The sequence below is a fragment of the Campylobacter sp. US55 genome (genome assembly GCF_004378955.1).
In the GTDB taxonomy this organism is placed as follows: Bacteria; Campylobacterota; Campylobacteria; order Campylobacterales; family Campylobacteraceae; genus Campylobacter_D; species Campylobacter_D jejuni.
Genome location: NZ_RYYF01000002.1, coordinates 101,760 through 114,613, shown reverse-complemented (window position 1 = coordinate 114,613; position 12,854 = coordinate 101,760). Strand labels below are relative to the sequence as shown.

At 32.0% G+C, this 12,854-nt stretch carries 14 protein-coding genes, 5 tRNA genes and 1 pseudogene; 17 read left to right on the top strand and 3 right to left on the bottom strand.

Annotated features, from left to right (window positions below):
* The 5 genes from ELQ07_RS02245 (at position 1) to ELQ07_RS02225 (ending at position 5,030) form a co-directional block, all read left to right on the top strand.
* Positions 1 to 837: a biotin synthase gene (locus ELQ07_RS02245; RefSeq protein WP_134224666.1), complete on the top strand. Its 837-nt coding sequence runs from the start codon at positions 1 to 3 to the stop codon at positions 835 to 837.
* Positions 818 to 1,993, top strand: a complete 1,176-nt coding sequence (locus ELQ07_RS02240) for a cation:proton antiporter (protein ID WP_070300798.1) — start codon at positions 818 to 820, stop codon at positions 1,991 to 1,993. The genes ELQ07_RS02245 and ELQ07_RS02240 overlap by 20 nt, the downstream gene beginning before the upstream one ends.
* 113 nt (positions 1,994 to 2,106) lie before the next feature.
* Positions 2,107 to 3,375: a citrate synthase gene (locus ELQ07_RS02235; RefSeq protein WP_070316600.1), complete on the top strand. Its 1,269-nt coding sequence runs from the start codon at positions 2,107 to 2,109 to the stop codon at positions 3,373 to 3,375.
* A gap of 80 nt (positions 3,376 to 3,455) precedes the next feature.
* Positions 3,456 to 4,220 (top strand): 3'(2'),5'-bisphosphate nucleotidase CysQ, encoded by a 765-nt coding sequence (locus ELQ07_RS02230; RefSeq protein ID WP_044306343.1) that lies wholly within the window; start codon positions 3,456 to 3,458, stop codon positions 4,218 to 4,220.
* Between the two features lie 39 nt (positions 4,221 to 4,259).
* Positions 4,260 to 5,030 (top strand): hypothetical protein, encoded by a 771-nt coding sequence (locus ELQ07_RS02225; RefSeq protein ID WP_079862121.1) that lies wholly within the window; start codon positions 4,260 to 4,262, stop codon positions 5,028 to 5,030.
* A 23-nt stretch (positions 5,031 to 5,053) separates the two neighbouring features.
* Here the strand turns inward: ELQ07_RS02225 and ELQ07_RS02220 are convergent, their stop codons facing one another.
* From ELQ07_RS02220 to ELQ07_RS02210, 3 genes are read right to left on the bottom strand one after another with little or no spacing between them, the layout of a single operon-like run.
* Positions 5,054 to 5,830, bottom strand: a complete 777-nt coding sequence (locus tag ELQ07_RS02220) for a UDP-N-acetylmuramate dehydrogenase (protein ID WP_070316598.1) — start codon at positions 5,828 to 5,830, stop codon at positions 5,054 to 5,056.
* On the bottom strand, positions 5,827 to 6,096 hold the full coding sequence (fliQ, locus tag ELQ07_RS02215; protein ID WP_002851290.1) for a flagellar biosynthesis protein FliQ: 270 nt from the start codon (positions 6,094 to 6,096) through the stop codon (positions 5,827 to 5,829). The genes ELQ07_RS02220 and fliQ overlap by 4 nt, the downstream gene beginning before the upstream one ends.
* Before the next feature lie 11 nt (positions 6,097 to 6,107).
* Positions 6,108 to 6,968 (bottom strand): menaquinone biosynthesis family protein, encoded by an 861-nt coding sequence (locus ELQ07_RS02210; protein WP_052794989.1) that lies wholly within the window; start codon positions 6,966 to 6,968, stop codon positions 6,108 to 6,110.
* A gap of 106 nt (positions 6,969 to 7,074) precedes the next feature.
* Here ELQ07_RS02210 and recA point away from each other — a divergent pair, with 106 nt between their 5' ends.
* The 12 genes and pseudogenes from recA to ELQ07_RS02150 all read left to right on the top strand — a co-directional run bounded on the left by recA (position 7,075) and on the right by ELQ07_RS02150 (position 12,850).
* Positions 7,075 to 8,106 (top strand): recombinase RecA, encoded by a 1,032-nt coding sequence (gene recA / locus ELQ07_RS02205; protein WP_002851424.1) that lies wholly within the window; start codon positions 7,075 to 7,077, stop codon positions 8,104 to 8,106.
* A complete protein-coding gene (gene eno / locus ELQ07_RS02200; RefSeq protein ID WP_134224665.1) occupies positions 8,106 to 9,350 on the top strand; it encodes a phosphopyruvate hydratase in 1,245 nt (414 codons plus the stop codon). The genes recA and eno overlap by 1 nt, the downstream gene beginning before the upstream one ends.
* Positions 9,351 to 9,415: 65 nt before the next feature.
* Positions 9,416 to 9,619 (top strand): hypothetical protein, encoded by a 204-nt coding sequence (locus tag ELQ07_RS02195; protein WP_002839177.1) that lies wholly within the window; start codon positions 9,416 to 9,418, stop codon positions 9,617 to 9,619.
* Entirely contained in the window at positions 9,609 to 10,271 is a 663-nt protein-coding gene (cgpA, locus tag ELQ07_RS02190) for a glycoprotein CgpA (RefSeq protein ID WP_052794987.1), read from the top strand. The genes ELQ07_RS02195 and cgpA overlap by 11 nt, the downstream gene beginning before the upstream one ends.
* Positions 10,271 to 11,119 carry a DNA ligase gene (locus ELQ07_RS02185; protein ID WP_134224664.1) on the top strand — a complete coding sequence of 283 codons (849 nt, stop codon included), beginning with the start codon at positions 10,271 to 10,273 and terminating at the stop codon, positions 11,117 to 11,119. The genes cgpA and ELQ07_RS02185 overlap by 1 nt, the downstream gene beginning before the upstream one ends.
* Before the next feature lie 42 nt (positions 11,120 to 11,161).
* Positions 11,162 to 11,239: transfer RNA gene (locus tag ELQ07_RS02180), tRNA-Pro, on the top strand.
* A 24-nt stretch (positions 11,240 to 11,263) separates the two neighbouring features.
* Positions 11,264 to 11,340: transfer RNA gene (locus ELQ07_RS02175), tRNA-His, on the top strand.
* 4 nt (positions 11,341 to 11,344) lie between these two features.
* A tRNA-Arg gene (locus ELQ07_RS02170) sits at positions 11,345 to 11,421 on the top strand.
* 14 nt (positions 11,422 to 11,435) lie between these two features.
* A tRNA-Arg gene (locus tag ELQ07_RS02165) sits at positions 11,436 to 11,512 on the top strand.
* A 5-nt stretch (positions 11,513 to 11,517) separates the two neighbouring features.
* A tRNA-Leu gene (locus ELQ07_RS02160) sits at positions 11,518 to 11,602 on the top strand.
* An 83-nt stretch (positions 11,603 to 11,685) separates the two neighbouring features.
* A pseudogene (locus ELQ07_RS02155) lies at positions 11,686 to 12,133 on the top strand (hypothetical protein).
* Between the two features lie 279 nt (positions 12,134 to 12,412).
* A complete protein-coding gene (locus tag ELQ07_RS02150) occupies positions 12,413 to 12,850 on the top strand; it encodes a DUF411 domain-containing protein (protein ID WP_002858990.1) in 438 nt (145 codons plus the stop codon).
* The last annotated feature ends 4 nt before the right edge of the window (positions 12,851 to 12,854 follow it).

The window sequence follows — 12,854 nt, the reverse complement described above, 5'->3', positions numbered from 1 at the left end:
ATGCAAATCATGCTTTGTGCTATTTCAAATATAGCGAGTGGAAATTGTTCAGAAGACTGTAAATACTGTACCCAAAGTGCCCATGTAAAAACAGATATTCAAAAATATCGTCGCAAAGAACTTTCACAAATCGTTTTAGAAGCGAAAATGGCAAAGAAAAATGAAGCCTTGGGTTTTTGTTTGGTTACAGCAGGACTTGGGCTTGATGATGAAAAGCTTGAGTATGTTTGTGAGGCTGCTAAGGCTGTGCAAAAAGAAGTGCCTAATTTGCTTTTAATTGCCTGTAATGGTATGGCAAGCGTGGAACAACTCAAAGAACTTAAAAAAGCAGGAATTTTTTCTTATAATCACAATCTTGAAACTTCTAAGGAATTTTTTCCACAAATTTGCACCACTCATACTTGGGAAAGTAGATTTCAAACCAATTTAAACGCTAAAGAATCAGGACTTATGCTTTGTTGTGGTGGAATTTATGGTATGGGTGAGAGTGAAGAAGATAGGCTAAGTTTTAGAAAATCTTTGCAAGAATTACAGCCTTTTTCAACGCCTATTAATTTTTTTATAGCCAATGAAAATTTAAAACTACAAGTTCCAAGACTTAGTGCTGATGAAGCTTTAAAAATCGTGCGTGACACCAAAGAGGCTTTACCGCAAAGCGTGGTAATGGTAGCAGGTGGGCGTGAAGTGGTATTGCAAGAAAGGCAGTATGAAATTTTTCAAGCAGGTGCTGGGGCTATTGTTATAGGGGATTATTTAACCACTAAAGGTGAAGAACCAAGTCAAGATATAGTAAAATTAAAAGAAATGGGATTTACTTTTGCATCAGAGTGTCATTGATCCGCAAGGTTTAATTGATCTAAAAATTCTTATTGTTATAGCTTTATGCTTACTTTTTTCTCCGCATATTGCAAAAATTTTACGCTTGCCTCTTTCAGCTACTGAAATTATTTTAGGGGCAATAATAGCATATTTTGGTTTCATAGGAAAAAGTGAAAATTTTGCACTTTTAGCCAATGTAGGTTTTTATTATCTAATGTTTATAGCGGGCATGGAGGTAAATTTAAGAGCCTTTTTTAATATGGATAAAGAAGTTGTCAAAAAAAGTTTTTTTTATATTTTTTTACTTTACGCTTTATCTTCTCTTATAGTATGGATTTTTGGACTTTCTTTAGTATTTGTTATCATTATACCTGTGATGAGTGTAGGGCTTTTATCTTTGCTTTTTAAGGATTTTGGAAAAGAGTGTTATTGGCTAAATATTGCTATGATAGTGGCTACTTTAGCTGAGGTGATTTCTATTGTGCTTTTGACTATAGCGGGAGCTTTTTTGCGCGAAGGAACAGATATTATTGATGTAGCGCAAAGTATTTTATATCTTAATATCTTTTTGGGGCTTTGTTTACTCGGATTTAAAATGCTTGGTGTGCTTTTTTGGTGGTATCCTCAGCTTAAAGTTGTGCTTATGCCATGGGAAGATAAAAATGAAAAAGATATAAGATTTTGTATGGCCATTTTTATACTGATCATTGTTGCTATGGTTATTACAAAACTTGAAATCGTTCTTGGTTCTTTTATAGCAGGTTCATTTATAGCTACTTTTTTTGATCATAAAAAAGATCTTGAGCACAAGCTTTCTACTTTTGGACACGGGTTTTTGATCCCTATTTTTTTTATCCATATAGGTTCAACCTTTGATCTTAAAATGATTTTAGATTATAAAATCGTTTTACAAGCATTTTTACTTATGTTTGTTATGGTGGGTTTAAGAATTTTATGTGCAAGTGTTTTTTTAAAAAGAATTGGTTTTAAAAATATGATTTTATTTGGTCTTAGTCATTCTATGCCTTTAACCTTGCTTATAGCAACAGCTACTTTGGGTTATTCGGGCAAGGTTATTGATGAGAAGCTTTATTCAGCACTTATTTTAACAGCGTTATTTGAGGCTATTATTGTTATGAGTATGATTAAATTTCTTTCTAATTCTAAAAAATGAAAGTTACTTTTTTACTCAAAAAAGCAAACAAAATCTTAAAAATTTAATAATAAAAAACTCATAATCGTCCTTTTTTGTTAGAATTAATAAAAGCAACAATAAAAGGAGCGAAAATGTCAAATTCCGTTACTATAACCGATAATAGAAATGGAAAAAGCTATGAATTTCCTATATATGATGGTACAACTGGGCCAAGCGTTGTAGATATGTCAAGTTTTTATAAACAAACAGGAATGTTTTCTTATGATGAGGGCTTGACTTCTACAGCTACTTGTAAATCAAAAATCACTTATATTGATGGAGAAAACGGGATCTTAATGCACCGTGGCTATCCTATAGAGTGGCTTGCTGAAAACAAACTTTATTTAGATGTGGTTCATCTTTTACTTTATAAAGAACTACCCGATGCTACGCGTCTTGAAGCGTTTCGTTATGAAATGAAAAAACGTTCTTTTATCCATGAAGGTATGCATCGTCTTTTTGATTCTTTCCCTGATAATGCTCATCCTATGGCAGTTTTACAAGGTGCTGTTTCATCGCTTAGTGCTTTTTATCCTGATCATTTAAACATGAATGTAAAAGAAGAATATATGGAAATGGCAGCTAGAATAGTCGCTAAAATCCCTACTATAGTCGCCACCGCTTATAGATATAAACATGGCTTTCCTATGGCTTATCCAAATTTAGATCGTGGTTTTACAGAAAATTTCTTATATATGCTAAGAACCTATCCTTACGATCATGTGGAGCTTAAACCTATAGAAGTAAAAGCACTTGATACAGTTTTTATGCTTCATGCAGATCATGAGCAAAATGCTTCAACTTCAACGGTTCGTGCTGTGGGTTCAACTCATGCTCATCCTTATGCCTGTATAGCAGCAGGTATTGGTGCACTTTGGGGTCATGCACATGGTGGAGCTAATGAAGGTGTTATTAGAATGCTTGAGCAAATAGGTAGTGTTGATAGGGTAGATGAATTCATTAAAAGAGCTAAAGATAAAAATGATCCTTTCCGCTTGATGGGCTTTGGGCATAGGGTTTATAAAAATTTTGACCCTAGAGCAAAAGTGCTTAAAAAACTTCGTGATCAACTTATTGATGAGTTGGATATTGATACCAATCTTATTAAAGTAGCAACTCGTATAGAAGAGATTGCTTTAAGTGATGATTATTTTGTTCAAAGAGGGTTATATCCGAATGTTGATTTTCATAGCGGACTTATTTTAAAAGCCTTAGGTATTCCAAATGAAATGTTTGCTACTTTATTTGTTATAGGGCGCACCCCAGGATGGATAGCTCAGTGGATAGAACAAAAAGAGCAAGAAAGTCTTAAAATAGTCCGTCCAAGACAACTTTATTTGGGTGAAACTAGTAAAGTTTAATTAAAATTTTTGTGGAAATTAAAAATTCCACAAAATCTTCTTGTATAATTTTAAAAAATCTTATAGAAAGTCTTATAATCATGCTTAATCTTGATAAATTTTTAGAAATTGCTATAAATGCTAGCAATCAAGCTTCTAAAGCTATTTTAGAAGAGAGAAAAAATTTCAAAACTTGGGAAAAAGAAGATAAAAGCCCGCTTACATCAGCAGATCTTGCTTCTAATAAAATTCTAAATGATATTTTAGGTTCTACGGATATTAAAATTTTATCAGAAGAAAAATTACTCAGCAAAGAAGAGTGTGAAGAATTAAAAACTTTTTGGCTTATCGATCCTCTTGATGGAACAAGTGGTTTTTTAAAAGGCAGTGATGAATTTTGCGTTATGATAAGTTTGGTTCATGACAATCGCCCTGTTTTATCGCTTATACAAAATCCATCAAAAGGTGATATATTCTATGCTCATGCAAAAACCAAGGTTTATAAAAACGATAAACCTTTGCAAATTGACCAGCAAGAATACGAGAAAAATAAATATAAAGCCTTATTGAGTGTTAATCATCTTAGCAAAGAAGATGAAGACTTTGCAAAAGAGTATCAACTAGAAGCTATTAATATAGGCTCTGGATTGAAATTTTGTGCTATTTTAGAGGCTAGGGCAGGAGTTTATAAAAGATTTGAAAAGCTTAATATTTGGGATATTGTAGCAGGAGATTTTTTGATTAATCAAAATGGAGGATTTATGGGCGATTTTTCTAAAAAATACATTTTATATAACCCTTTAAATTATAAATCCAGTCCTTTTATTTGTGTTTCATCTAGGAATTTTTTACAAGATTTTTTATAAAATAAAGAGTATAATTTTATATTTAAATAGTTTATAAGGATGAAGATGAGGTATTGTTTCATTTTGTTTTTAAGTTTAGTTTTAAGTTCTAATCTTTTAGCGAATAATTTTTCTCAGAAAAAGGTTATTAAAATTGAAAAAAGCGCAGATAGCTTTGAAGTAATAGATCTAAATCAAAATGTTGCAAATCCAAATTTAAATCAACAAAAAGCATTGTTTGATAGTTCTACTTTAATTGAAAAAAAATCGCAAATCACCAAAGATAAGGATATTGATTTTGCTATTGTATTAACTTCTAGGAAAAATTTTGGTTATTTTTTAGATGGTTTTAGGGTGAGTGATAAGGAATTTTCTACATTATTTGCTAAAAATTTGATTCAAAGTTTAAAGCTTAATTGGGTTAATTCTGTTGCAAATGGTATTTATCAAAGTCCTAAAACTTTGTCATATTTTAGCCCTAAAGATGCAAAACTTATAAATGTAAGTCCTTTTTTAACACAAGAAAAAGATAAGGCTAAAATGTATGCTAAATTTACAGATTATGTTGTGGTGGTAAATTTGCAAGATTTTTATGTAAATATTACAAATTATTTTATCACAACTAGTAAAGAGGGTGTGGCTAATGTTAATTTTAAAATTATTTCTACAAGGAATGGAAAAATTCTTGCAGCAAAAAATGCAGAATTAAATTTGACATTAAAAGATCAAGATGCAAAACAAAATTATCAAGATATTGTAAATCAAATGCCAAAAATGTTAGCTAGTGTTATAGATAATGAAATAAAAAAATTAAAATCAACTATCAATTAATTTAAAGATATATTGAAAAATTTTTAGATAATAATCACTTCATTTTCTAAGTTTATGCCAAATTCTTCAAAGACTTTTTTTCTAGCCAATTCGATAAGAAAAAACGCATCTTCAAAACTTGCATTTTTTTTATTGATTAAAAAATTTGCGTGTTTATCGCTTAACATAGCATCTCCTTTACTAAAGCCTTTAAGCCCTACAGCTTCGATTAAACGTCCTGCAAAGTCGTTTTTTGGATTTTTAAAGATAGAGCCAAAGCTTGCTCCACTAGGTTGGTTGCTTCTTGCATTTTTTAAAGCTTCATCTTTAAGGGTATCAAAGCCAAAATTTAGTTTAAATTCAGCCCAAAAAAAAGGCATATTTAAAGGACAAAAACGATAATCAAAATTTATATTTTCTCTTAGAATTTCGCCTTGAGAAGTAGCAATTTTGATTAAATTTTGACTGATGCACTCTCCTTTAAGCCCTGCATTCATTTTCAAAAGCCCACCAAGTGTGCCAGGAATTTTGCTTAAATACTCAAAACCCTTAAGATTATTTTCTTTAGCAAAGCGATACATTTTGCTTGATTTTGTTTTGCAGCCTATGCGAAGATGTATAAAATCTTTATTTTGATCTAAAATTTGTATAAAATCAAAACCATCTCCTAAAATTCCTATATTTTTAGGTTTTGGGCTAACTAAAAGGTTGTTTGCACCACCTATTAAAAAACCATCAAAATCACAAATTTGATCCAAAACTAAAACTTCAAATTCATTTCCTATACGCACAGAAGAGTATTTTTTAAAATCAATGATCATTTGATAAAAGTTGGAATTTGATTTAGTATATTCTCAGTAAAATCAATCATAGTCGTAGTCATCCAAGGCATTAAAAAGATTAAAATAACCACAACCAAGATGATTTTAGGAACAAAAGAAAGTGTCATTTCATTAATCTGTGTAGTTGCTTGAAAAATACTGATTACAAGCCCTGCAATAAGTCCTGCTAAAAGCATAGGCAAGGAAAGTAAAAGTGTGATTTTAAAGGTTTGTACTCCAAGAGCAACTAAGGTACTTTCGTCCATTTTTATCCTTTTTAAGAATTTCTAGCTTCTTCGTATTCGCTAGGGATAAGATAATCATTTACATGTATGATTTTATCATAAAATTTATAATCATATCCTAGTTTAAAAAGCGTATCTACAGCTAAAAGTTGAGTTTGATTCATGCTAATAGAGTTTTTATTGGCATATAAATTAAGATAAGTATTAAGTTTTTCTTCATTAACACGGATAAGTTTTCTTTCCATAAGCATGGGGGCTAAAATTTTACGATTTGCATCGGCAATTTTTACAGCATTGGTTAAATCTCTTTCGATCTTAATCGCATCGCTTAAAGGCAAAGAGCGACGCAAAGCCATTCCACCTAAAGGTAAAGGTAAATTTTCTTTAGCAAATTCAAGCCATATATCCCAAAGTTCTGCTTCTACACAAAGACTTTGATCAAATTCTAAAATGCTTTCATGGATCAAAACTCCTGCATCTACTTCACCACTTAAAACTGCATTTTCAATGTCTAAAAAATTCTTATAAATAATTCTTGCTTCAGGATATTTTATACGAAAAATTAAAGCATTGGTGGTATTTGCTCCACTTAAAGCAACTTTAAAATTTCTTTTTAAATGTGTATCTTTTTTTTTGATAAGCTTTGGTCCATAACCTTCGCCAAAACTTACTGCTGTGCGTAAAAGAGCGTATTCAGAAGCGATTAAAGGATAAAGTCCAAAAGAAATAGCCGTAGCATCAAATTCATTTTTCAAAGCAAATTCATTTAAAGTTTGTATATCTAAAGCTGTATTTTCATAAGCAAAATCATTCCCTATCCATCCAAATTTAATAGCCATATACATAAAAATATCATCAGCATCAGGAGAATGTGCGATAGTGATTTTTTTCATCTTTAATTTCCTTTAAATCTTTGCTTTAATTCTAGCAAAATAAATTGTTATTTAATTTTATTTTGTTAGAATTCTAACTAAAAATTTAGAATTTTTAAGGAAAGTTATGGATGATAATAAAAGAAAATCCCTAGACGCTGCCCTAAAAAGTTTAGATAAAACCTTTGGAAAAGGTACTATCTTAAGACTAGGGGATAAAGAAGTCGAGCAAATCGATAGCATAGGCACAGGTTCAGTTGGGCTTGATCTTGCTTTAGGTATAGGCGGTGTTCCAAAAGGAAGAATTATAGAAATTTATGGGCCTGAAAGTTCAGGTAAAACCACTCTAACTTTACATATTATCGCAGAATGCCAAAAAGCAGGTGGAGTTTGTGCTTTTATCGATGCAGAACATGCGCTTGATGTAAAATATGCTAAAAATTTAGGTGTAAATACAGATGATTTGTATGTTTCTCAACCTGATTTTGGAGAACAAGCCTTAGAAATTGTAGAAACTATAGCAAGAAGTGGTGCAGTAGATCTTATCGTAGTAGATAGCGTTGCAGCACTTACCCCAAAAGCAGAAATTGAAGGCGATATGGGCGATCAACATGTAGGGCTTCAAGCAAGACTTATGTCTCAAGCTCTAAGAAAACTTACAGGTATAGTTCATAAAATGAATACCACGGTGATTTTTATCAACCAAATTCGTATGAAAATTGGTGCTATGGGCTATGGTACTCCTGAAACTACAACAGGTGGAAATGCATTAAAATTTTATGCTTCTGTGCGTTTAGATGTTAGAAAAGTAGCAACCTTAAAACAAAACGAAGAACCTATAGGAAACCGCGTTAAAGTAAAAGTAGTTAAAAATAAAGTTGCTCCTCCATTCAGACAAGCTGAATTTGATGTGATGTTTGGAGAGGGTTTAAGTCGTGAAGGTGAATTGATCGATTATGGTGTAAAACTTGATATCGTAGATAAAAGTGGTGCGTGGTTTTCTTATAAAGATAAAAAACTTGGACAAGGTAGAGAAAACTCAAAAGCTTTCTTAAAAGAAAACCCTGAAATTGCAGATGAAATCACAAAAGCAATTCAAAATTCTATGGGAATAGAAGGTATGATCAGCGGTAGCGAAGATGACGAAGGAGAGGAATAATGTTAGTAATTGAAGATGTTAGAGCCTATGAAGTTCTTGATAGTAGAGGAAATCCAACCGTAAAAGCCGAAGTTACGCTAAGCGATGGAAGTGTAGGTGCGGCCATAGTTCCAAGTGGTGCAAGTACAGGTTCAAAAGAAGCTTTAGAATTGCGTGATAATGATGAAAGATTTGGCGGAAAAGGCGTTTTAAAAGCTGTTGCAAATGTCAATGAGACCATTGCAGATGAAATTTTAGGACTAGATGCTTTTAATCAAACTCAACTTGATGATACTTTGCGTGAGCTTGATGGAACAAATAATTACTCAAATTTAGGTGCAAATGCGACTTTAGGCGTATCTATGGCAACAGCTCGTGCGGCTGCGGCTGCTTTGGGAATGCCTTTGTATCGTTACTTAGGTGGTGCAAATGCGAGCATTTTACCCGTGCCAATGTGTAATATCATAAATGGCGGTGCTCATGCAAACAACAATGTAGATTTTCAAGAATTTATGATCATGCCTTTTGGTTTTACTAGCTTTAAAGAAGCTTTGCGTTCAGTTTGTGAAATTTATGCGATATTAAAAAAAGAACTCGCAAATTCTGGACATTCTACGGCTTTAGGTGATGAAGGCGGTTTTGCTCCAAATTTAGCTAACAACACAGAACCTATCGATCTTTTAATGACTTGTATCAAAAAAGCAGGTTATGAAAATCGTGTAAAAATCGCTCTTGATGTGGCAAGTACAGAATTTTTCAAAGATGGCAAATATCACATGGAAGGCAAGGCTTTTTCAAGCGAGGATTTGATCGAATGCTATGTAGAACTTTGTGCAAAATATCCAATTTGCAGTATCGAAGATGGCTTAGCTGAAAATGACTTTGAAGGTTGGATAAAGCTTACTAAAAAATTGGGCAATAAAATTCAGCTTGTAGGCGATGATTTATTTGTAACTAATGAAGATATTTTAAGAGAAGGCATCATCAAAAAAATGGCAAATGCTGTGCTTATTAAACCAAATCAAATCGGAACTATTACCCAAACTATGAGAACTGTGCGTTTAGCGCAAAGAAATAACTATAAATGTGTGATGAGTCATAGAAGTGGAGAAAGTGAAGATGCTTTTATAGCAGATTTTGCTGTGGCTTTAAATACAGGACAAATCAAAACAGGAGCCCTAGCAAGAGGTGAAAGAACCGCAAAATACAATCGCTTGCTTGAAATTGAACTTGAAAGCGATGAATACTTAGGAGAAAAGCTCTGAGCGATTTACTTAAAGAATACGACGAAAGCACAAGAAAAAAAAGTTTTTATACCCATGTTATAAAAATGATTTTTTGGGCTTTTCTTGTTGTAATTGGAGCGATTTATTTTGGCAATATGTTTTTTGGGCAGTATTCTTTAGACACTTTATTAAGCTTAGAAAATACCAAAGAAGAGCTTAATAAAAAGATTATTTTGCTCAAAGAACAAAATGCTAAAGCACAAAAAGATTATTTTGAATTAAAAGGATTATACCCAAATGAAAACTAGAATTTTGGCAATATTTTTTATTTTTACCTCTCTTTTATATGCTGATGAAAATCCTTTCAAGGCAGATCAAAATATAACCTTGGTTGCTCCACCTGAATTTCAAAAAGAGGAAGTTAAATTTAATTCTAGTGCAAGAATTTTAAAAAGCATCACTTTTAATTATATCAATTTAGACGGAAGTGAAGATAAGATCGATTTAGATGTCAATAAAAGTATTGATTGGCACGATACTTATACTATATCAAGATTTAAAAGCCCTGATCCTTCAAAAGTACTTGATGTTTCAGTTACTATACCTGAAAAAAATAGCTCTAAACAAGAATCAAACTCAACAGCCAATGTTGAAATACCTTTACAGGTTGCAAAGATTTATGATTTTATTTCTTACGCGGTTTATAAAAACAAAATAAAACTTAACACTAGTGATGAAATGATCACAGATTTTTCAGTAGGAAATCCAAGTAAAATCGTTATAGATTTTAGATCTAATTTGATTAGCCCTACAAAAAACATACGCCTTAGCAATTCTATTTTTAAACGCATAGACTTTGGATCTCATAAAGGATATTATCGACTTGTAATATATCTTGATGGAACTTATAATTATAATATTCAAAAAGATGCAACTGGATATATGATTAATCTGCTTTGATGAGATTTATTTTTTTAATATGTTGTGCTTGTTTAGTTTTTGCTAATGAAATTTTACTTCTTAACAAATTCGATAAGCAAGATTTTAATTCTAAAGATTTTAATGCTTATTTGATGAGCGAAAAACTTGATGGGGTGCGTGGAATTTGGGATGGAAAATATCTAAAAACTCGCCAAAATTACCAAATAAAAACTCCTGACTTTTTTACAAAAAATTTCCCTCCTTTTGCTATTGATGGTGAGCTTTGGATAGCAAGAAATAAATTTGATGAAATTTCAGCTTTAATTCGTACTGGCGATAGCAATTTGACCTTATGGAAGGAAGTAACTTATAATATTTTTGATGTGCCAAATGCTTGTGAAGAATTTCAAATTTCTACTTGCACTCTTAAAAATCGTCTGGCTGTTTTAGAAGAGTATTTACAAAAATATCCTAGTGCCTATATAAAAATTATTCCTCAAATTCCAGTTGAAAATCAAAATAATTTAAATCAATTTTACAAAAGCATTATAAAAAATCAAGGAGAAGGTATTGTTATACGCAAAAATTTAAGTCCTTATGAAAAAGGCAGAAGTAAAAATGCTATGAAATTAAAACCCTATGACGATGCAGAATGTGAGTTGGTAGGATTTCGCAAGGGCAAGGGTAAATTTGAAAATCAAGTAGGTGCCTTACTTTGTAAAATGCCTAATGGACAAATCATTAAAATAGGCAGTGGTTTAAAAGATGAAGATAGAAAAAATCCTCCAAAAATTGGTAGTATTGTGACTTATAAATTTAATGGATTGACCAAAAATTCCTTACCTCGCTTTCCGGTTTTTTTAAGAATAAGAGATGAAAATCCTTGACTTTAAAATTATTTTGTGATAAAATATTTCCTTTTATTTATTCGGGGTGTAGCGCAGTCTGGTTAGCGCACTTGGTTTGGGACCAAGGGGCCGAAGGTTCGAATCCTTTCACCCCGACCATTTTTTATAAATTTATACAAAATGGTGAGTGTAGCTCAGTCGGTTAGAGCATCAGATTGTGGTCCTGAGGGTCGTGGGTTCAATTCCCATCACTCACCCCACTAAGCGCTCGTAGCTCAACTGGATAGAGCGACAGACTTCGGATCTGTAGGTTATGGGTTCGATTCCTATCGGGCGCACCACCAAGATTTTATATGCGTTCATAGCTCAGCTGGATAGAGCAACGGCCTTCTAAGCCGTAGGTCAGAGGTTCGAATCCTCTTGGGCGTACCACTTTAGCGGATGTGGTGAAATTGGCAGACACGCCAGACTTAGGATCTGGTGCAGCAATGCGTGAAGGTTCAAGTCCTTTCATCCGCACCACTTACTTTTATCATTTTCAAACAAGAGTTGATTTCTCATAAATTTTTATTTCATTTTAAAATTTCTTATGATTGTTAGATGAAATGCAAAAATTAGGTTTAGCTTTGGCAGCTTTAGTTGCTTTAAGTGTTTCAGCATTTGCAGGTGTTATTGCTATACATGATTCTAATTTAGTTAAAGTATCAGGAGGAGATGATGCCTATGCAAAAATAGCTTTAGAAGATGCTAAAGAAGAAATGAAAAATCAATTTAACACTGATAACTTAGAGATTTATGCTATAGAAAGTATCAAAAAAGATGATCCAGAACAATATAATGTTATTCAAAGGGGCAGTTTTAAAGTAATGAAACAAAGGATAGCAAAAGGAAAGACTGTCTATTATAATGAATTCTTTCTTAGTTGTAGATAGAAAAACAAATTGGGCTGCTGAATGGGATATTGAATGTGATCATCTTGATAGACCTATAAAATTAAGCAATGATGTTAATTGTCGTTCTGATATCTCTTCAAAGCGCTATAATTTCAAATAATACTTGAAAGCTCTATTATTTTAGAGCTTTCACACCATAAAGGTTTTGATTATAAAAAACATAGTATAAAATATATCTAAATTTTAAGCTTTTTAAGTTAAAAATTTCTAGTTTTTTTAAATCGTTTTATCTTTTATATCTTTGCTGTAAAGACAAAATCAGCACTCATTAAAATCTTTTCTTGATTAAATTTTTGTAAATTCATTTTTAGTGTTAAAAATGTGATGATATTAACTTTATAAAAGTATTATTATATATTTTTTACTTAGGATAGCAATTATGAAAAAAACAATTTTAACCATTCTTTTTTTACTCACTCTTACGCAGGCTAAGGAAATACAAGTTTATGAAAGTCCTACTTGTGGCTGTTGTGATCTTTGGGCTGATTATATGAAAGCTAAGGGTTATGAGGTTAGTGTTCATAAAACCAATGATTTTCTTAAAATCAAAGAAAAAATGGGTATAAAAGATGAATATCAAAGTTGCCATACAGGTGTGATCGAAGGCTATGCTATTGAAGGGCATGTTCCTGAAAGTGCTATAGCATGGTTGCTTGAAAACAAACCTAAAGATGTTATAGGAATTTCAGCTCCTGGCATGCCGCAAGGAAGCCCAGGAATGGAACAAGGTTATAGTGAAAAATATCCTGTAATTTTGATGAAAAAAGATGGAAGCTATGAGCTTTATGGATATTTTATAGGAGATAAAAAGCTTTAAAGTA

What these genes read in the sequence shown, in the direction of transcription:
- ELQ07_RS02245 (WP_134224666.1), top strand. Translation starts at nt 1, where the DNA reads ATGCAAATCATGCTTTGTGCTATTTCAAATATAGCGAGTGGAAATTGT.
- ELQ07_RS02235 (WP_070316600.1), top strand. Translation starts at nt 2,107, where the DNA reads ATGTCAAATTCCGTTACTATAACCGATAATAGAAATGGAAAAAGCTAT.
- ELQ07_RS02230 (WP_044306343.1), top strand. Translation starts at nt 3,456, where the DNA reads ATGCTTAATCTTGATAAATTTTTAGAAATTGCTATAAATGCTAGCAAT.
- ELQ07_RS02225 (WP_079862121.1), top strand. Translation starts at nt 4,260, where the DNA reads ATGAAGATGAGGTATTGTTTCATTTTGTTTTTAAGTTTAGTTTTAAGT.
- ELQ07_RS02220 (WP_070316598.1), bottom strand. Translation starts at nt 5,830, where the DNA reads ATGATCATTGATTTTAAAAAATACTCTTCTGTGCGTATAGGAAATGAA.
- fliQ (WP_002851290.1), bottom strand. Translation starts at nt 6,096, where the DNA reads ATGGACGAAAGTACCTTAGTTGCTCTTGGAGTACAAACCTTTAAAATC.
- ELQ07_RS02210 (WP_052794989.1), bottom strand. Translation starts at nt 6,968, where the DNA reads ATGAAAAAAATCACTATCGCACATTCTCCTGATGCTGATGATATTTTT.
- recA (WP_002851424.1), top strand. Translation starts at nt 7,075, where the DNA reads ATGGATGATAATAAAAGAAAATCCCTAGACGCTGCCCTAAAAAGTTTA.
- eno (WP_134224665.1), top strand. Translation starts at nt 8,106, where the DNA reads ATGTTAGTAATTGAAGATGTTAGAGCCTATGAAGTTCTTGATAGTAGA.
- ELQ07_RS02195 (WP_002839177.1), top strand. Translation starts at nt 9,416, where the DNA reads ATGATTTTTTGGGCTTTTCTTGTTGTAATTGGAGCGATTTATTTTGGC.
- cgpA (WP_052794987.1), top strand. Translation starts at nt 9,609, where the DNA reads ATGAAAACTAGAATTTTGGCAATATTTTTTATTTTTACCTCTCTTTTA.
- ELQ07_RS02185 (WP_134224664.1), top strand. Translation starts at nt 10,271, where the DNA reads ATGAGATTTATTTTTTTAATATGTTGTGCTTGTTTAGTTTTTGCTAAT.
- ELQ07_RS02150 (WP_002858990.1), top strand. Translation starts at nt 12,413, where the DNA reads ATGAAAAAAACAATTTTAACCATTCTTTTTTTACTCACTCTTACGCAG.